The sequence below is a fragment of the Dactylosporangium sp. NPDC000521 genome, assembly GCF_042898305.1.
Classification (GTDB): Bacteria; Actinomycetota; Actinomycetes; order Mycobacteriales; family Micromonosporaceae; genus Dactylosporangium.
This window is the reverse complement of the sequence record NZ_JBIAYW010000003.1, coordinates 833620-851719: the sequence shown is the minus strand read 5'-3', so window position 1 is coordinate 851719 and position 18100 is coordinate 833620. Positions and strand designations below refer to the sequence as shown.

Genomic DNA, 18100 nt, shown 5'->3' with positions numbered 1-18100 from the left:
GCTCGTAGAATCGCCGCGTGGACAGCACCGTGGGGGTAGAGACGGCCGGGCCGGCGATCGAGGTCCTGCGCCGGGTGTTCGGCTATGACACGTTCCGGGGCAGCCAGCAGGAGATCATCGAGCACGTCATCGGCGGCGGCGACGCGCTCGTGCTGATGCCGACCGGCGGCGGCAAGTCGCTGTGCTATCAGATCCCGGCGCTGGTCCGCGAGGGCACCGCGGTCGTGATCTCGCCGCTGATCGCGCTGATGCAGGACCAGGTCGACGCGCTGACGGCGCTGGGTGTGCGGGCCGGGTTCGTCAACTCGACGCTCGACTTCGACAGCCGGCGGGCGGTCGAGGCGGCGTTCGTCGGCGGCGACCTCGACCTGCTGTATCTGGCGCCCGAGGCGCTCGCCTCCCCGCAGACGATGCGGCTGCTGGAGCGCGGGAGGATCGGCCTGTTCGCGATCGACGAGGCGCACTGCGTGTCGCAGTGGGGCCACGACTTCCGGCCCGACTATCTCAACCTGTCGGTGCTGCACGAGCGGTGGCCCGACGTGCCGCGGATCGCGCTGACGGCGACCGCGACGACGGCCACCCACAAGGAGATCGCCACCCGGCTGGGGCTGACCGAGGCGCGGCACTTCGTGTCGAGCTTCGACCGGCCCAACATCCAGTATCGGATCGTGCCGAAGCAGGAGCCGCGGCGGCAGCTGCTGGAGCTGCTGCGCACCGAGCACCCCAACGACGCCGGCATCGTCTACTGCCTGTCCCGCGCCAGCGTGGAGAAGATCGCGGACTTCCTGAAGGACAACGGCATCGCGGCGCTGCCCTACCACGCGGGGCTCGACGCGCGGACCCGCGCCGACAACCAGTCCAGGTTCCTGCGGGAGGACGGGCTGGTCATGGTCGCGACGATCGCGTTCGGGATGGGCATCGACAAGCCCGACGTGCGGTTCGTCGCGCACCTGGACCTGCCGAAGTCGGTGGAGGGCTATTACCAGGAGACGGGCCGGGCCGGGCGTGACGGCCTGCCGTCCACCGCGTGGCTTGCCTATGGCCTGCAAGACGTCGTCCAGCAGCGCAAGATGATCGACAGCTCGGAGGGCGACGCGGCGCACCGGCGGGGGCTGGGCCGGCACCTCGACGCGATGCTGGCACTGTGCGAGACGGTGGAGTGCCGGCGGGTGCAGCTGCTGGCCTATTTCGGGCAGCAGAGCGGGCCGTGCGGCAACTGCGACACGTGCCTGAGCCCGCCCGAGTCATGGGACGGCACGGTGCCGGCGCAGAAGCTGCTGTCGACGGTGTTCCGGCTGCAGAAGGAGCGCAACCAGAAGTTCGGCGCCGGGCAGTGCATCGACATCCTGCTCGGCAAGAAGACCGACAAGGTCGTGCAGTGGCACCACGACGAGCTGACGGTGTTCGGGGTCGGCGCCGACCTGCGCGAGCCCGAGTGGCGGGCGGTGGTGCGGCAGCTGCTCGCGCAGGGCCTGCTCGCGGTCGAGGGTGACTACGGCACGCTGGTGCTCACCGACGACAGCGCGGAGGTGCTCGGCCGGCGGCGGCAGGTGATGCTGCGCCGGGAGCCGGAGCGGCCCGTGTCGGCGGCGAAGGTCGCCAAGCAGCGCGCCGCGGCGGCCGCGACGGAGCTGCCGGCGCAGGCGGCGCCGCTGTTCGAGCGGCTGCGTGCGTGGCGGGCGGCGACGGCGAAGGAGCAGAGCGTCCCGGCGTATGTCATCTTCCACGACGCGACGCTGCGGCAGATCGCCACGGAGGCCCCGACGACACTCGCGCAGCTGTCGACGATCAGCGGTGTCGGGGAGAACAAGCTCGCCAAGTTCGGCCAGCAGGTCCTCGACACCCTCCGCGATCCGGACCCGTCGTGATCGGCGGTGCCGCCCGCACCTCCCGCGGACGACATCCGATCGGCTGCTGGGAGGTGCCGGTGGGCCGGTGAGTGGTTTGCCGGCCGGCTCATCGCGCGGGACCCGCCGGTGGCCCGGTGCCCGCGGGACCCGCCGGTGGCCCGGTGCGCGTGTGACGCCACCGGCCTGGCACGGGACCCGCGGGCCGCCGGGAAGCTGGCGGGAGGAGCGCTTCCCGACGGCCTGCGGCCGCCGGCCGCGACGCCGGCGTGCACACGGGCCGGCACGCACAGGTCACAGGACCTGCGGCCGCCGGGAAACTGTCGGGAGGAGCGCTTCCCGACGGTCTACGGCCGCCGGTCGCGATGCCGGCGCGCACGGCCCGGGCGCGCACGCAGTCACGGGACCTGCGGCTGCCGGGAACCTGCCGGAGGACCGTCACCCACCCGCCTACGGTCACCGGCCGCGACATCGCTCGGCGCCGCCTCGACGCCGGCGCGCACACGGTCACGGCACCTGCGGCCGCCGGGAGACCACCGGGAGGAGCACTACCCCACCGGCCTACGGTCACCAGCCGCGACGCCGCCCGGCGCCGCCTCGACGCCGAAGCGCACGCGGTCACGGGACCTGCGGCCGCCGGGAGGACCGTTGCCCAGCGGCCTGCGGTCACCGGCCATGACGCCGGCGCGCGCGGTCCAGTGCGCACACGGTCCACCGCACACGCCTGGGCGCCCACACGGTCCAGCGCACGTGGTCCAGCGTGCATGGCCCGCCGCGCGCACGGTCCAGCGCGCAGACGACCCGGGTGCGCGCACGGTCCGGCGCGCACGCGGTCCGGCGCGGTCTCGCTGCGGTGGCGGGCGGCGGGTGTCACCCGGTGCCGACGGAACGGGGGCGGCGCTCGGGCAGTGCGGGCACGACCGAGCCGTCGACGAAGATGCCGTGCCACAGGCAGAACGTCAGCAGGATCCACAGCTTCCGGGAGTTGTCGGCGTCGCCGCGTTCGTGCTGTTTCAGCATCTCGTGCGCGTAGTCGAGGTCGATCAGGTGCCCGGCGCCCGACGTGGACAGCACGTGGTGGGCCCATTCCGCGAGTTCCGTGCGCAGCCACCGCCGGGCCGGTGTCGGGAAGCCGAGCTTCGGCCGGTCGGTGATGGCGTCCGGCACGATGCCCGCGAGGGCCCGGCGCAGCGCGTACTTGGTGGTCCGGCTGCGGGGCGGCACCTTCAGCCGGTCGGGCAGCCGCGACATGACGTCGAACACGCCCTTGTCCAGGAACGGCACGCGCAGTTCCAGCGAGTGCGCCATCGACATCCGGTCGGCCTTGGTCAGGATGTCGCCGGGCAGCCACGTGTTGACGTCGATGTGCTGCATGGTGGTGACGTCGTCGAGGTCCGCCGCCTCGGCGTAGAGCGCCGCGGTCATGTGCGGGTGGCCCACCCCCGGCTCGCCGCTCCGGAGGATCCGTGCCTTCTCCTCGTCGTCGAGGACGCGGGCGTTGCCGAAGTACCGCGCCTCGATCGGCGTCGTGGCCCGCAGCAGGTAGCTCTTGCCCTTGACGCCGTCCGGGACCGCCCGGGCCAGGGCCCGCAGGCCGCGCTGGATCGGTTTGCCGAGGCGGCTCACCGGTGCGAGGGAACGCGGCTCCCGGTAGATGGTGTAGCCGCCGGCGAGCTCGTCCGCGCCCTCGCCCGACAGCACCACGGTGACGTGCTCGGCCGCCGTCTGCGCCAGGAAGTACAGCGGGACGATCGACGGGTCGGCGACCGGATCGCCCAGGTGCCAGATGATGCGGGGCAGCGCCGTCATCACCTGCTCCGGCTTGACGATGGTGGGCACCAGATCGACGCCAAGTTGCCGGGCCGACTGCTCGGCCACGTCGATCTCGGAGTACGCGGTGGCGGTGTCGAAGCCGACGGTGAAGGCGCGCAGGCGGGGATGGACCTCGGCGGCGAGCGCGACGATGGCGGTCGAGTCGATCCCGCTGGACAGGAACGCGCCGACCGGGACGTCCGCGCGCAGATGGCAGCGCACGCTCTCGCGCAGCGCGTCGCGCAGTTCGTCCACAATGGACGCCTCCGAGACCGCCGGGTCCGGGCGGAACCTGGGCCTGCCGGGCCGCCGGACCACCGGCGGGTAGCCGAGTGCGCGGGTGAGCAGGCCGCCGCTGGGCAGCCGCGCGATGTGCCGGTGCAAGGTGTACGGCTCGGGCACGTACTGCATCGTCAGGTAGAGCGACAGCGCGGTCTGGTCGAGCTCCCCGCCGGCGATCCCCAGCAGCGGCGCCTTCTCGCTCGACAGCCACAGTCCATCGAGAGTCGGCAGGTAGTACAGCGGTTTGATGCCGAACTGGTCCCGCGCCGCGTGCACCGTCTCGGTGGTCTCGTCCCAGAGCGCGAACGCGAACATGCCCCGGAGCCGGTCGAGCGCCGCTTCGCCCCAGTAGTGGTAGGCGGCGGCGACCACCTCGCTGTCGCCGTCCGTGGCGAACTCCGCGCCGTGCACGCGGATCAGCTCCTCGCGCAGTGCCTCGAAGTTGTAGATCTCGCCGTTGAAGACCAGGGTCCACCGGCCCGCGTCCGGCCCGCTCGGCGGATACCGCAACGGCTGCCGGCTGCCGTCCACGTCGATGATGGCGAGCCGTTTGAAACCGGCCGCCACGCAGGGTCCGGACCTCTCCAGGGCCATGTCGTCGGGGCCGCGGTGGTGGAGCAGCTCGAGTCGCCGTTCCACCTGTCCAAGGGTCTCTGGGGAGATGGCGAAGTCCCCCACGTACATCAGGAAGCCGCACATGGCGTCGTTTCCCTTCGGTCGCCTCGCGTGGCAGCGGTGTCGTGCCGCGGACCGCGCTGTCGGCCGTCGCCGGTGAGCTCCCCGCCGGTGCCGGCCGAGCCCCCGATCGAACGGCCACAGTGCGCCGCGCGATCCAGCCGAACAGAGCCCGCCGGGTCCGGGCGCCCGATTGCCCGGCCGTCATCCGATCACTCCCCACCAGGAGGATCAGCGGCCAGCGGGCGGGTGAAACCCACCCGGAGGTGACGATCCGGGCGGCCGGGCGCCGCTGCCGTTTGGCTCGGCACCCCCCGGGTAGCGGCGCGCCCGTCACATCGGTCCATCGCGGATCGGCGGCAAGCGAACCAGCCGTTGTCTCATGGGGAGAAGTCAATGCGCCTCGTCCGCGTCCGAAGCCGGTCCGCGCACAGCGCCAGCACCCGCCATGCGGCAGCCGGGGCACCGGGGCGACCGGCACGCTGGCTCAGGGGGCTCTGCCGACTCCTGCTGTGCGGCATCATCTCGGGTCTGGTCGTGGCCGCGGGCGTGCTCCCGCTCGCACTCGTCGGCGGCTCCACGGTGAACGCCGGCCGCGACGCCTGGAAGAACCTCCCGTCGGACCTGGCGCTGCCACCGCCGCCGCAGGCCACCTACGTCTACGCCAATGACGGCAAGACGCTCATCACCACGTTCTACGACGAGAACCGCAAGGACGTGCCGCTGGAGCAGATCGCACCGGTGCTCCAGCAGGCCGTCGTCGCGGCCGAGGACACCCGCTTCTACAAGCACGATGGTGTCGACGGCAAAGGCGTCCTGCGCGCGCTGGTCTCCAACGGCCGGGGCGGTGCCCAGCAGGGCGCCTCGACGCTGACGATGCAGTACGTCCGCAACGTGCTGAAGAACGACCCGACCCTGTCGCCGCGGCAGCGGGTCGACGCGGTCGCCGACACGCCCGCCCGCAAGGTGCGCGAGATGCGCTACGCGACGATGCTGGAGGCGCACCTGAGCAAGCAGGACATCCTCCAGGGGTACCTGAACATCGCGTACTTCGGTGCCGGCGCCTACGGCGTCTACGCCGCCAGCCAGACGTACTTCGGCAAGTCGGCCCTGGACCTGACGCTGCCCGAGGCGGCGCTGCTCGCCGGGCTGCTGCAGTCACCGGACGGCGACAACCCGATCAGCGGCGACCGTGACGCGGCCCTGCGGCGCCGTGCCTACACGCTCGACGCGATGGCGAAGATGGGGGTGATCAGCGCCGCGGACGCCACCGCGGCCAAGGCCCAGGAGCTGAAGCTCAATCCGCGCGAACTGCCCAACAACTGCGTGTCCGTCCCGCAGCAGCACAACGACTGGGGCTTCTTCTGCGACTACTTCCGCCAGTGGTGGGGCAGCCAGCCGGAGTTCGGCGCCACCCGCGCCGACCGCGACGAGGCGCTGCGCACCGGCGGCTACACGGTGGTCACCTCGCTCGACCCGGGGGTCCAGGCGACCACGCTCAACCAGTCGCTGAGCGTCTACGGCTACGGCAGCGCACGGTCGATGCCGATGGCCGTCGTCACCCCCGGCAACGGCCGGGTCCTCGCGATGGCCGTCAACCGCCATTACAGCCTGGATCCGAACCCGCCCCAGCATCCGCAGTACCCGAACACCGTCAACCAGCTCGTCGCGGGCGGTGGTGGCGTCGCCGGGTATCAGGCGGGTTCGACGTTCAAGATGTTCACCATGCTCGCCGCCCTCGACGCGGGCATGCCGTTGAGCACCAGGTACAAGGCACCGAGCCGGCTGGCGACCGTGTGGCCGGCCAGCGGCCCCGGCAGTTGCGGCGGAAAGTGGTGCCCGGGGAACGACTCCCCGAGCTGGATGGACGGGGACCGGACGATGTGGAACGCGTTCGGCCGTTCGGTCAACACGTACTTCGTCTGGCTCGAACAGCAGATCGGCGCGCGCCGCGTGGTCGAGATGGCGCAGCGGCTCGGCATCACGTTCCGCTCCAGCGAGGACGCGGCGATGGCGGCCAAGGCGGACCAGTGGGGGGCGTTCACCCTCGGCGTCGCCTCGACCACACCGCTCGACCTCGCCAACGCCTACGCGGCGATCGCCGCCGGCGGCCTGTACTGCCAGCCGCTGCCGGTACTGTCGATCACCGACACCAACGGCAAACCGGTCGACGCCGCCGAACCGAAGTGCCGGCAGGCGATCACCGCCGACGTGGCGGCTGCCGCGACCGACGCGGCACGGTGCCCGGTCAGCCGGTCGTCGGCCTACAACAAGTGCGACGGCGGCACGGCGGAGAACGTGTCCGGCATCCTGGGCGGCCGCCCGGTCGCGGGCAAGACCGGCAGCTCCGAATACAACTCGACCGAGACGTTCGTCGGCTTCACTCCGCAGATCGCGGCGGCCGGCATCGCGGTGAACGTGGACAACCCCAACGACCACGTGGGCAGCGGCATCTCCGGCTCGGTCAACGCCGCCGTCGCGCAGACCATGGCGACCGTGCTGCGCGGCCAGCCGGTCCAGGGATTTCGGCCACCCAGCGGGGCGCGGGCCCTGGGTCGTTGACCGCGCCCCGCTGACGGCCGCGTCAGGCGGAGTATCCGCGCAGGGCGGTCCAGTGCGCGAGCTTGGCCGTCGTCAGCGTGTAGTACCCGACGCCCAGGGCGTCCGCGGGGTCGGCGATCTTCACCGTCGTGCCGCCGTTGGTGTACCCCACCACCGTGAGGTAGTGGCCGCCCGGGTACGAGTGCGCGCCTCCCTTGTCGTCCACGGTGGAGCCGGCGATGTTGGCGACCACGGCGTAGCCCTTGGTGATCGCGTTGACGATGTCCGCCTGCATCTGGTCGATCTCCGCCTGGGTGGCCGACTGACCGGTGATGAAGTGCGACTTGTAGAAGGAGGTCTTGGTGTACTCGTTGAGCGACCGGGTGGTGTCGTCGGCGGAGTTGGTGCCGTTGACGGTCGTGTGCAGGCTCTGGGCGATCTCGGACTGGGACGGGTACATCTCTCGCGCGGTCAGTGCGATCCGGGTCGCCGCCGGGCCGCAGAAGTAGAAGTTCTCCTGCCAGGCGAACCGGTACGCGAGTTCCTTGGCCGCCGGGACGGCCGGCGTGCTGGGGGCGGGCGTGGCCGGCGCGGCCTGCGTGGTCGGCTTGGTCGGCGCCGCGCCGGTGGCGGCCTTCGACGGGCTGGTCGCGGCGTCGGGCGCCGCCTGCGTCCGCTGCCGATCACGCGCGGCCGGAGCGGCGCCGGACCGGGACGAATCCGCGGCGGTCAGCGACTGTGTGTCGGCCGACGGTGCGGGGGCCGAGGCGTGCACGGCCACGCCGATTGCCCCCGTCACCGCGAGGGCCGCCGCGGCGGCCGCGATCGGCAGCACGCGGAAGCGCGACGGGACGGCGGTCTGGTGCCTGGGTTTGTACAGGTAGCTCACGGGTACCTCGACAGACATGCTGGATGACGGCTGCTGTTGCCGGTGCCGGACGTGATCCGGAGAGGGGGCTTCCACGCCGGCCGCGGGCCGGTGTGGTGAGGGTCGGTGACTACCGGGCCAGGCTGCGGGTCGAGGTGCCGCGACACGGATGATGCCGGGTCAATGGCTGCATGAGTGCTCCTTCCGGTGCCGCCTACCGGGTTAGCTGACGGGTTCGGGCGGGAGGATCGCCCTACCTCGAGGCTCGGCCCCGCGGATTCACCCCGGTGGTGCTTGGTTCCCCGGCTCGCGCGGACGCGACTCAGCGGATCCGCCGCGGTGTCATCCGAGTTGGGTGACGGCAGACCGGGCGAATGCGAGGACCATATCGGGGCCGCGAGAAGCCACCGGATCCGGCACGCTGCTCGGCTACCGGGCGTGACGACGGCATGGCGAACGGACCGGGTGCATGCCGCGGGGGTCACGGGCCGCCCGCCGGTCGGATGCGTCGTGCACTGGCGCACCTCGCCGACCGCGCCCCGGCACCGTGCGGCCCGCCCAGTGTCCGGTCGGCAGGTTCGCACGCCCGGCACGACCCCGGATCCGGGCCGCCTCTAGGCTCGCCGGATGTTTTCGGGCACCGACGATGACCAGCAGCTCAGCGGTGCGCACCCACACGGTCCCCGCCACCTCCGACGGTCCCGCCGTGGGCGGCACGCGGTCCCCTTCCGGCTGCGCGCACCCGTGCCGGCCGGGATCCGCCGGTACGGCGTGGCCGCCGTCGCGGTCGCGGTGATGGGCCTGTCCACGACGCTGTCGTCGTCGGCCGGACCCGTCGCCGTGCCGGCGGACAGCGCGGCGTTCGCCGCCGACGCCGGCAACACCGGACGCTCGGCGGCCGACGGGCCGGCCTCGCGCAGCCGCACCCGGAAAACCGCCGACAGTACGGGCGACGCCACGCCGCCGGCGGCGAAGGCCGCCCCGGCACCGACGAAGGCCGCTCCGGCACCGACGAAGGCCGCCCCGGCACCGGCCGCTACACAACCGGCAGCACCGGCGGCGCCGTCGCCGACCGTGCACGCGCCTGTCGGCGGGCTGACCCAGGCGGAGATGAACAACGCCGTCGCGATCATCGATGTGGCACGGCAGCTGAGCCTGCCGCGTCGCGCGGCCGTCGTGGGGATCGCCACCGCCCTGCAGGAGAGCCACCTGCGGAACCTCGCGAACCCGAACGTGCCGCAGTCGCTGCAGCACCCCAACGAGGGTGTCGGGTACGACTACGACTCGGTCGGCCTCTTCCAGCAGCGGCCGAGCTGGGGTTCGGTCGACCAGCTGATGGATCCGCACGAGTCCGCGCGCAGGTTCTTCGCGGCCCTGGCCCAGATCCAGGGCTGGGAGCAGCAGGCCGTCACGATCGCCGCGCAGATGGTGCAGCGGTCGGCATACCCGGACGCCTATGCGAAATGGGAAGGGCTCGCACAGCAGATCGTGGACGCCGTCATGCGGTAATTCCGCCGCGCTCACCGCAGGTCCCACGCATTATCACTCGTTTACCGGCCCGGCCTCGCCCGGTTGCGCATGACGATGCCCCCATGTCCATGCACAGGCAGAACACATGAGGGGGCCCAGCCGGACCGCGGTGGCGCTGGTCGCGCTCGCGGTGGGAGCGCAACTGGGCCTGTCGGGGTGTCACAGTGGGTCGAAGAAGCCCACGGCGGCGAAGTGGACCGCTCCCCCGCCGGTGGTCGGGCTGGCCGTCAGCCCGGCGGCGGGCGAGTCCGGGGTGGCGGTCAGCACCGAGATCGGCACCAAGGTGAACGACGGGAAGATCACCGAGGTCGTCCTGACCGATGCGGCGGGGCAGCGGGTCGCCGGCGAGTTCCGCGACGACGGCTCCTCCTGGGTGCCCGCCACCGCGCTGCGCTACGGCACGGCCTACACCGCGAAGGTCACCGCCGTCGGCACCGACAACAAGCCCGTGACCCGGGAGACGGCGTTCACCACGGCGGCGAAGCCCACCGGCCCGGTCGTCACGTCCGACCTGATGTTGACCAACGGCGGGACCTACGGCGTCGGCATGCCGATCGTCGTGGAGTTCGGCTCCGACGTTCCGCAGGAGTCGCGCGCCGCCGTGCAGCAGCGTCTCTTCGTGAAGAGCGACCCGCCGCAGGCCGGTGCGTGGCACTGGTTCGGCGGCCGGCAGGTGATGTACCGGCCGGAGCACTACTGGCAGCCGGGCACGAAGATCACCGCACGGAAGGCGCTCAACGGCGTGCGGATCGGCGCCGGCCACGCCGACGAGGACTTCGCGGCAACGGTCACGATCGGCCGGAAGCTGACCATCGACATCGACAACGCGACGAAGCAGATGAATGTCTACCAGAATGACGCGCTCGTGCGGACCATGCCGGTGAGCCTCGGCAAGCCGTCGACGCCGACGTCGAGCGGCGCCACCGTCATCATGTCGCGGGAGGCCTCGACGGTGTTCCGCACCCCGGAGTACACCGTCGCGGTGCAGTACGCCATGCGGCTGACGTGGGGCGGCCAGTACATCCACGCCGCGCCGTGGTCGGTGGGCGACCAGGGTCAACGCAACGTCTCCCACGGCTGCACCAACGTCTCGACCGCGAACGCGAAGTGGCTGTACGAGCAGACGCTCGTCGGCGACCCGGTCATCACGCGCAACACCGGGGTGCCGCTGGACCCGGGCGACGGCTGGACCGCATGGGACCTGTCCTGGGCCGACTACAAGGCCTGACGCGCCGGCCGGGTCCTCAGATCCAGCGAATTCGACAAAGAGTTCGATCCAGAATCCGATCAAGAGTCCGATCAAGAGTTCGATCCAGGAGTTCAACCAGAGAGGAAAGTCCATGGAAGTCGTCCGTGCCCCGAGCCGAGGCCGGCAGGCCCCGCGACAATCCTGTTCCGGCGACGTGTGGGTCGACCGGGGCGTCACCGGCCTGGAGCCGTCCGGCCTGCGCACGTTCCATGCGCAGTTCGGCCCCGGCACGCGGACGGCCTGGCACCGCAGCCCGCACGAACGCATCCTGATCGTCCTGCACGGCGTGGGGCGGGTGCGGCGCCGGGGCGGCCCGATCCACGAGGTGCGCGCCGGGGACACCGTCGTCGTCGCGGCCGGTGAGTGGCACTGGCACGGCGCCTCGCCGCACACGTTCATGGCGGTGGTGTCGGTCCACAAGACCGGACCGGACGACACCGGCACAGAGGACCTCGGCACGGACGGCATCGGCACGGACGGCATCGGCACGGACGGAACGGAGTGGGGCGAGCACGTGACCGACGCCGAGTACCGGCTGCCACCGCTCACCACGATGATCCGCCGGCCGGACGCGGACCGGGTGCCGCAGCGCGAGGCGTGCTGGTAACGGAGCAGGGAAGTACAAGCCGGCGAAGTACCGGCGAGCAGGTCCTGGACACGCCCGGCACACGCGCGTAACACTGTCGACATGATTTCTGCACAAGGCGTGCTGAAAGACGTGTGACACCGTGGACACCCGGCAGATCAGGTACTTCCTCGCCGTGGTGGAGCACGGTGGGTTCGGCAGGGCGGCGACCGCGCTCAACGTCGCCCAGCCGACCATGTCGCAGTCGGTGAAGGCCCTTGAGCGCGACCTCGGCACGGCCCTGTTCCACCGGGCGTCGCACGGGGTGACGCTGTCCGCGGCCGGGCGGGCGTTCCTCGGACCCGCCCGGGCGCTGATCCGGGACGTCGCCGTGGCCGGCGAGGCCGTCGGCGGGCGGCGCGAGCACGACAGCCTGGAGATCGTGGCGTCGGCGCCGCTCGGGGCGCACCCGGGCGCCGCGCTGGTCGGCGGCTTCCTGCGGGCACACCCGGACGTGTCGGTCAGCCTGGACCGCGACACCGACGAGGCGCTGCTGGCCAGGGTCCGCGACGGGGTGAGCGAGCTCGGCCTGGTCCACCTGCCGGCGGCCCGGCTGGGGCTGTGCGAGGTGGGACTCGGCGCGCACGACCTGGTCCTCGTGTTCCCGCCGCCACACACGGCCCGCCCCGCCACCCGCATCCCTTCACCGGCCGCCGGGGACCGCATGCCCGGCGCGGAGGTGGTGCGGCTGGCCGATCTCGCGGGGCTGGAGCTGCTCGGGGTGCCGCGGGGCAGCGCGTCGCGGCTGCTGGTCGAGTCGGCGTTGCGGGCGGCCGGGGTCAGGACCAGGGTCGTGGTCGAGAGCGGCCAGCGGGACCTGATCACCGACCTGGTCATCGCCGGGGCCGGGGCGGCGTTCATGCCTGACGTGGCCGCGCACGCGGCGGTGGCCGGTGGGGCCGTGGTCAGGCGGGTCGCGCCGGCGTTGCGGCTGCCGTACGGGATCGTGCACCGCCCCGGGGAACTGTCCGCGACGGCCCGGGCATTCCTCGACCACGCGCTTCGCGAAGCCGACCACGCGCGACGCGAAGCCGACCACGCGCCACGCGAAGCCGACCACGCGCCACGCGAAGCCGACCACGCGCCACAGGAAGCCGGCCACGAACCGCACGAAGCCGGCCACACGGAACAGGACGCCGGCCACACACCGCGGGACGCCGGCCACGCGCCGCGGGAGAGGTGACGGCGGAGGCATGGATCTGCGCAGGCTCGCGTACTTCGTCGCCGTCGCCGAGCACGGCAGCGTCACCGCGGCGGCCGCCGCGCTGCACGTGGCACAGCCGTCGCTGTCCCAGTCGATCCGGGCGCTCGAACGGGACATGTCGGTGGAGCTGTTCGACCGGCAGCAGCGGCCGCTCGCGCTGACGGAGGCCGGGAAGGCGCTGCTCGACCCGGCCAGGAAGGTGCTCGCCGACCTCGCCGACGCGCGGGCCGCGGTCGGGTGCGTCGTCGGCCTCGCCGCCGGCTGGCTCGACGTCGCCGTCCTCGACCCCCTGGCCGTGGACGTGGCGCCGGCCATCGCCGCGTTCCGGAGCAGGCATCCGGGGGTGCCGGTGCGCGTGCACGGCCCGCGCGACGAGGACGACCTGGTCCGTCACATCGTCGACGGGCGCTGCGAGCTCGGCGTCACGTACCTGCCGGTCGAGCACCCCGCCGTCCGTGTCGAACCGCTCGGCAGGCAGGAGCGGTACCACATCCACGGCGCGGACGTCAGGACCCGGCACAGCGAGGCGGTCGTGCCCCTGCTGCGGGCCGGCGCGTCAGCGGTCGTCGCCGGGGGCTACGCGCGGCGGGCGGCGGCGGCCGGGGCGGTGCTGCGCAGGTTCGACCCGCCGGCGACGGTCGAGGTCGGGGTGGTCAGCCAGCTGCCCCGCCCCTCCGGCGGCTCCCGGCAACCGCACCTGTCACCGGCGGCGCGGCGGCTCGCGACGATCCTGCGCACCTATGGGGTCGATGACTTTTCGTCTTTGCATTCTCGATGATCGCGCACTGTTATCAAGCGATGCCCGAGCCCGATCAGCGCCACCGCCCCCTGTACTGGCTGCTGGTGATCCCGACCGTCGCGCCCCTAACCGTGCCGTTCTACAACCGCCTCGACCCGCGGCTGCTCGGGGTGCCGTTCTTCTACTGGTACCAGCTGGCCTGCGCGGTCCTCGCGACCGTGGTGATCTCGATCGTCTACGTCGGGGTCCGGCGAAAGACAGACCGATGAGCGACCGGGACGTCGAGATCGCCGTCTTCGTGCTGCTCATGACCGTGATGATGGGGCTCGGCTTCGCGGCGGCGCGGTGGCGGCAGCCGCAGAGCATCCACAGCCTCGAGGAGTGGGGCGTCGGCGGCCGGGCGTTCGGCAGCTGGGTCACCTGGTTCCTGCTCGGCGGCAGCATGTACACCGCCTACACGTTCGTCGCCGTGCCCGCGCTGACCTACGGGGTCGGCGCGCTCGGCTTCTTCGCGGTGCCGTTCGCGATCGCCACGACCCCGATCGCGTTCGTCCTCTCCGCCCGCGCCTGGTCGGTGTCGCACCGGCACGGGTTCGTGACGCCGGGCGAGATGGCCGGGGCGCGGTTCGGGTCGCCGGGGCTCGGGGCGCTGGTGGCGGTCACGGGCATCGTGGCGACCATGCCGTACGTCTCGGTGCAGCTGCTGTCGCTGCAGGCGGTGTTCAAGACGCTCGGCGTCGACGGCGAATGGCCGCTGCTCGTCGCCGTCGGCCTGGTGTCGGTGAGCACGTTCCGCTCCGGGCTGCGGGCGCCGGCCCTGCTGTCGATCGCCAAGGACATCCTGCTCGTGTGGGTCGTCGTGTCCGGCGTCCTGATCGTGGCGATGTCCGGCGGCTGGGGCACCACGTTCCGGCGCGCCGCGGAGCACTTCGAGCGGACGCCGTCACCGGCCGACGGCCTGCTGCTGTCCGGCCCGGGGCAGATCGGCTACCTGACCATGGTCGTCGGCTCGGCGCTGTCGATCTTCGCGTACCCGCACGCGGTCATCGCGATCATCGCCGCCCGCGACCGGTCGACCGTGCAGCGCAACACCGCCGCCCTGCCGGTCTACTGCCTGGCGCTGGGCCTGATGGGGCTGCTCGGCCTGTTCGCGGTCGCCAACGGCGTCGTCCCCGTCGGCCGCGACCTCAACACGATCACCCCGCAGCTGTTCCACAAGCTGCTGCCCGGCTGGTCGGCGGGCATCGCCTACGCCACGCTCGGCGTCGCCGCGCTGATCCCGGCCGCGGTCATGTCGATCGCGGCGGCGAACGCGTTCACCCGCTCGATCTACCGCCAGTACCTCCGCCCCGACGCCGGCCCCGCCGAGGAGGCCCGCGTCAGCCGCTGGGCGTCGCTGGTCGTGAAGTTCGGCGCGGTCGCGGTCATCCTGCTGCTCGACCCGGCGTACTCCGCGGAGCTCCAGCTCATCGGCGGCGCCGTCATCCTGCAGACGATCCCCGCGGTGATGTTCGGCCTGACGACGGCGTGGTTCCACCGCGCGGCGCTCATCGCCGGCCTGCTCACGGGCCTGGTCACGGCCGTGGCGCTGCTCTACCGGATCCCCCAGCTCGGCCCCGGCGGCGTCGTGGTGAAGGCCCACTTCGGCGGCTCCAGCTGGTCCTTCGGTGATGGCGTCATGGTGTACGTGGGGCTCCTCGCCCTCCTCGCCAACCTGGTCGTCTCGGTGGCCGGCACGGTGCTGCTCCGGCTCGCGAAGGTCCCGGCGGGGGCCGACCGGACGCGCCCGGAGGACTACACCGCCGACGTCGACGACCCCATGGTGAAGCGCCTCGACGACCTCCTCGACGGCCTGCCCCGCACCCCGGGCGGCGCACACACCCGCCCCGCCGCCCCGCCGCTGCCGCGCCGGCAGGACTTCACCGCCCCGCGCCGCCGCACCCGCTTCTGACCCCGCTGCCTCAGATGGCCCGTTTCGGCGTGTGGCGCCGGTACGCGCTGACCGTCGGGTCACCGGTGATCCAGAAGCGCCACGGGACGTCGTGCGCGCCGGTGACGCCGACGCGGGGGCCGGTCGAGACGGCGAGGGCGGGCACCGCGGCGGCCGGGGGCCGCAGCAGGGGCGGGTCGCCGACGAGGTGGGTGCCGTAGAAGGACCTGTCGATGCCGAGCGCGGAGCACAGCCTGGCGGGGCCGCGGGCCAGCTCGGCGTCGGTGCGGGCGGCCGGCCGGCGCGACCTCGCGACCGGCAGGCCGTCGACGACCTCGCCGGCCCGGAGCAGGACCGCCGACGCGGTGCCGTCGGTGCCGGTGACGACGTTGACGCAGTAGTGCATGCCGTACGTGAAGTAGACGTACGCGTAGCCGGCGGGGCCGAACATGATCTCGTTGCGCGGGGTGCGGCCGCGGTGGGCGTGGGAGGCCGGGTCCTCGCCGGTGCCCGAGTACGCCTCCACCTCCGTCAGGCGGACGGTCACCCCGCCGACGGTGAGCGTGCAGCCCAGCAGGGCCCGCGCGGCGGTGTCGACCGGGCCCGTGAGGTCGTCGGCGAGGTTCACTCCGAGATCCGGCAGATGCGCAGGACGACCGCGTCGACGGACTCCTCGAACGGCGGCCACGGGAAGCCGGGCACGAACTGCCGCATCATGACCGCGCCGTGCAGCGCCGTCCACACCATGGCCGCGTCGGCGAACGGGTCGGTGCTGGTGGACCGGCCGGCGGCGACGCAGGCGGCGAGCGCGTGGACGAGCACCTCGAACGACTGCAGGCGGGCCCGCCACTTCGGCGGCACGTCCTCGAGCTTCAGCGGCATCTTCAGGTCGGGCCGCCCCTCCCGGAGCCGGCCGAACAGCACCCGGTAGCGCGCCGGCTCCCGCATCGCGAAGTCGACATAGGCGTGGCACCCGGCCAGCAGGGACGCGACGCAGTCGTCGTCGGCGAGCGCCGTGGTGGTGTCGATGACGATCTGCCGCAGCCGGTCGAACGCGATGTCGAGCACGGCCTCGATGACGGCGTCCCGGTCGGCGAAGTGCGCGTAGATGGACGGCGCCGCGATCCCGGCCTCCCGGGCCACGGACCGCAGCGTGATCGCGGCCTCGTCGCCCTCGCGCTCCAGGATGCGCTCGGCGGCGGCGACGATCTCGTCACGCAGGAGGCCGCCCTCGCCCCTGCGGTTGCGAGTGCGGCCTCCCGATGTCGTCATCGGTCCATCATGCCGGTTGGGGGACGAGCTGCGCCTCGGCGGGCGCGGTGCGGGCGGCCGCCGGGCGGATCAGGGCCACGGCGAGTGCCATCAGGGCCGCGATGCCGGCCGCGACCAGGGCGCCGCGGTCCATGGCGGCGGTGAAGGCGGCGTCGGCGGCGGACAGGACCTGCTGCGCGGTGGCGGGTGGCATGGTGGCCGCGGCGGCGTGGGCGGCCGGCAGGTCGGCGCCGGGCAGGACCAGGGCGGGGTCGCTCCTGTAGGCCGAGGAGACGACCGTGCCGAGGACCGCGATGCCGAGGACGCCGCCGAGCTCCCGGATGACGCTGTTGAGGGCGCCGGCCATGGAGCTGTACTCGGGCGGGACCGAGCCGCTGATCTGCAGGCTGGCGGGGGCCATCATCATGCCCATGCCGAGCCCGATCACGCCGGTGCCGAAGGCGACCTTCCAGAACTCGGTGCCGACCCCGGTGGTGGACAGCGAGAGCAGCCCGGCGACGGTGAGGGACAGGCCCAGCACGAGGGTCCAGCGCACGCCGAGCCGCTTCGACAGCAGCGCCGAGGTCGCGGAGGTGGTCGCCATCGCGACGGCGAAGGGCATCGCGCCCAGGCCGGCGACGAGGGGGCTGTACCCGTGGACGAGCTGCAGGTACTGCGACAGCTCGAACAGCGTGCCGAAGAGGACGAAGAACACGACGGCGAGGGACAGCGCGGCGAGCAGGAAGGTGCGGTTGGCGAACAGGTCGAGCCGCACCAGCGGCGACGCCGCCCGCAGCTGCCACGCCACGAACAGCGCGGCCAGGACGACGGCGGCGCCGAGCTCGGCGAAGCCGAGCGGAGCGGTCCAGCCGCGGGATGGTGCCTGGATGACGAAGTCCACCAGCAGCGCGACCGCGGCCGTGGACAGCAGGGCGCCGAGCACGTCGAGGCGGCCGGTCCGCACCACCGGGACGGCCGGCACCAGCCGGACCACCGCGACCAGCGCCGCCGCGACCAGCGGGACGTTGATCCAGAAGGCGCTGCTCCACGAGTAGTGCTCCAGCAGCGCGCCGCCCGTGACCGGGCCGATGAGCACGCCGATGCCCGCCGCCGCCGACCAGGCCGCGAACGCCTTCGGCCGCTCCGCCGGGGAGAAGATGCGCGTGATGATGGCGAGGGTCGCCGGCATGACGAACGCGGCGCCGAGGCCCATGACGGCCCGCCACGCGATCAGCTGGCCGGGCGTGTCGGACAGGGCCGCCACGGCGGAGCCGCCGCCGAAGACCGCGAGGCCGCCGAGCAGGGCGCGCCGCGAGCCGAGCCGGGCGCCGAGGCTGCCGGCGAGGATCAGCGCCGAGGCGAAGACGAGGGTGTACGCGTCGGTGATCCACTGCAGGTCCGACGTGGTGGCGTGCAGCCCGTGCGCCAGGGACGGCAGGGCGGTGTTCAGCACGGAGTTGTCGAGGGTGACGGCGACCAGGGTGAGGCTGAGCACCGCGAGCGCGGCCCACCGGCGCGGATGTTCGGACATCGAAGACCCCTTACGG

14 protein-coding genes and 1 riboswitch are annotated in these 18100 nt (G+C 72.8%); of the genes, 9 read left to right on the top strand and 5 right to left on the bottom strand.

The features are described from left to right. Nucleotides 1-29 precede the first annotated feature (29 nt). On the top strand, nt 30-1868 hold the full coding sequence (gene recQ / locus ACFY3L_RS14055) for a DNA helicase RecQ (RefSeq protein WP_389322661.1): 1839 nt from the start codon (nt 30-32) through the stop codon (nt 1866-1868). A gap of 849 nt (nt 1869-2717) precedes the next feature. On the opposite strand, the gene asnB is transcribed toward recQ, so the two are convergent. Continuing rightward, the gene (gene asnB / locus ACFY3L_RS14050) at nt 2718-4625 is read right to left on the bottom strand and encodes an asparagine synthase (glutamine-hydrolyzing) (RefSeq protein ID WP_389322659.1); all 1908 of its coding nucleotides are present in this window, start codon (nt 4623-4625) and stop codon (nt 2718-2720) included. A gap of 528 nt (nt 4626-5153) precedes the next feature. On the opposite strand from asnB, the gene ACFY3L_RS14045 reads away from it, so the two are divergent. Continuing rightward, the gene (locus ACFY3L_RS14045) at nt 5154-7178 is read left to right on the top strand and encodes a transglycosylase domain-containing protein (RefSeq protein ID WP_389322549.1); all 2025 of its coding nucleotides are present in this window, start codon (nt 5154-5156) and stop codon (nt 7176-7178) included. 22 nt (nt 7179-7200) lie between these two features. Here the strand turns inward: ACFY3L_RS14045 and ACFY3L_RS14040 are convergent, their stop codons facing one another. Continuing rightward, nucleotides 7201-8046 carry a C39 family peptidase gene (locus tag ACFY3L_RS14040; RefSeq protein ID WP_389322547.1) on the bottom strand — a complete coding sequence of 282 codons (846 nt, stop codon included), beginning with the start codon at nt 8044-8046 and terminating at the stop codon, nt 7201-7203. Between the two features lie 175 nt (nt 8047-8221). Then, a riboswitch (cyclic di-AMP (ydaO/yuaA leader) is annotated at nt 8222-8363 on the bottom strand. 289 nt (nt 8364-8652) lie between these two features. Between ACFY3L_RS14040 and ACFY3L_RS14035 the strand changes: the two genes are divergently transcribed. The 7 genes from ACFY3L_RS14035 to ACFY3L_RS14005 all read left to right on the top strand — a co-directional run bounded on the left by ACFY3L_RS14035 (nt 8653) and on the right by ACFY3L_RS14005 (nt 15323). Continuing rightward, complete coding sequence (locus ACFY3L_RS14035) at nt 8653-9534, top strand: hypothetical protein (RefSeq protein ID WP_389322545.1); 882 nt, start codon at nt 8653-8655, stop codon at nt 9532-9534. 106 nt (nt 9535-9640) lie between these two features. Continuing rightward, the gene (locus tag ACFY3L_RS14030; protein ID WP_389322543.1) at nt 9641-10783 is read left to right on the top strand and encodes an Ig-like domain-containing protein; all 1143 of its coding nucleotides are present in this window, start codon (nt 9641-9643) and stop codon (nt 10781-10783) included. Between the two features lie 112 nt (nt 10784-10895). After that, entirely contained in the window at nt 10896-11411 is a 516-nt protein-coding gene (locus ACFY3L_RS14025) for a cupin domain-containing protein (protein ID WP_389322541.1), read from the top strand. A 121-nt stretch (nt 11412-11532) separates the two neighbouring features. Next, nucleotides 11533-12612 (top strand): LysR family transcriptional regulator, encoded by a 1080-nt coding sequence (locus ACFY3L_RS14020; protein ID WP_389322539.1) that lies wholly within the window; start codon nt 11533-11535, stop codon nt 12610-12612. A 10-nt stretch (nt 12613-12622) separates the two neighbouring features. Beyond that, nucleotides 12623-13411, top strand: coding sequence for a LysR family transcriptional regulator (locus ACFY3L_RS14015; RefSeq protein WP_389322537.1), 789 nt, complete (start codon nt 12623-12625; stop codon nt 13409-13411). 20 nt (nt 13412-13431) lie between these two features. Beyond that, a complete protein-coding gene (locus ACFY3L_RS14010; RefSeq protein WP_389322535.1) occupies nt 13432-13641 on the top strand; it encodes a DUF3311 domain-containing protein in 210 nt (69 codons plus the stop codon). Then, entirely contained in the window at nt 13638-15323 is a 1686-nt protein-coding gene (locus ACFY3L_RS14005; RefSeq protein WP_389322533.1) for a sodium:solute symporter, read from the top strand. Before ACFY3L_RS14010 ends, ACFY3L_RS14005 begins: the two co-directional genes overlap by 4 nt. A gap of 10 nt (nt 15324-15333) precedes the next feature. Here the strand turns inward: ACFY3L_RS14005 and ACFY3L_RS14000 are convergent, their stop codons facing one another. The 3 genes from ACFY3L_RS14000 to ACFY3L_RS13990 are packed head-to-tail and all read right to left on the bottom strand — an operon-like array spanning nt 15334 to nt 18084. After that, nucleotides 15334-15945 carry a DNA-3-methyladenine glycosylase gene (locus ACFY3L_RS14000; protein WP_389322657.1) on the bottom strand — a complete coding sequence of 204 codons (612 nt, stop codon included), beginning with the start codon at nt 15943-15945 and terminating at the stop codon, nt 15334-15336. Continuing rightward, complete coding sequence (locus ACFY3L_RS13995) at nt 15927-16574, bottom strand: TetR/AcrR family transcriptional regulator (protein ID WP_389322532.1); 648 nt, start codon at nt 16572-16574, stop codon at nt 15927-15929. Before ACFY3L_RS13995 ends, ACFY3L_RS14000 begins: the two co-directional genes overlap by 19 nt. Before the next feature lie 7 nt (nt 16575-16581). Continuing rightward, nucleotides 16582-18084: an MFS transporter gene (locus ACFY3L_RS13990; RefSeq protein WP_389322530.1), complete on the bottom strand. Its 1503-nt coding sequence runs from the start codon at nt 18082-18084 to the stop codon at nt 16582-16584. Between the last annotated feature and the right edge of the window lie 16 nt (nt 18085-18100).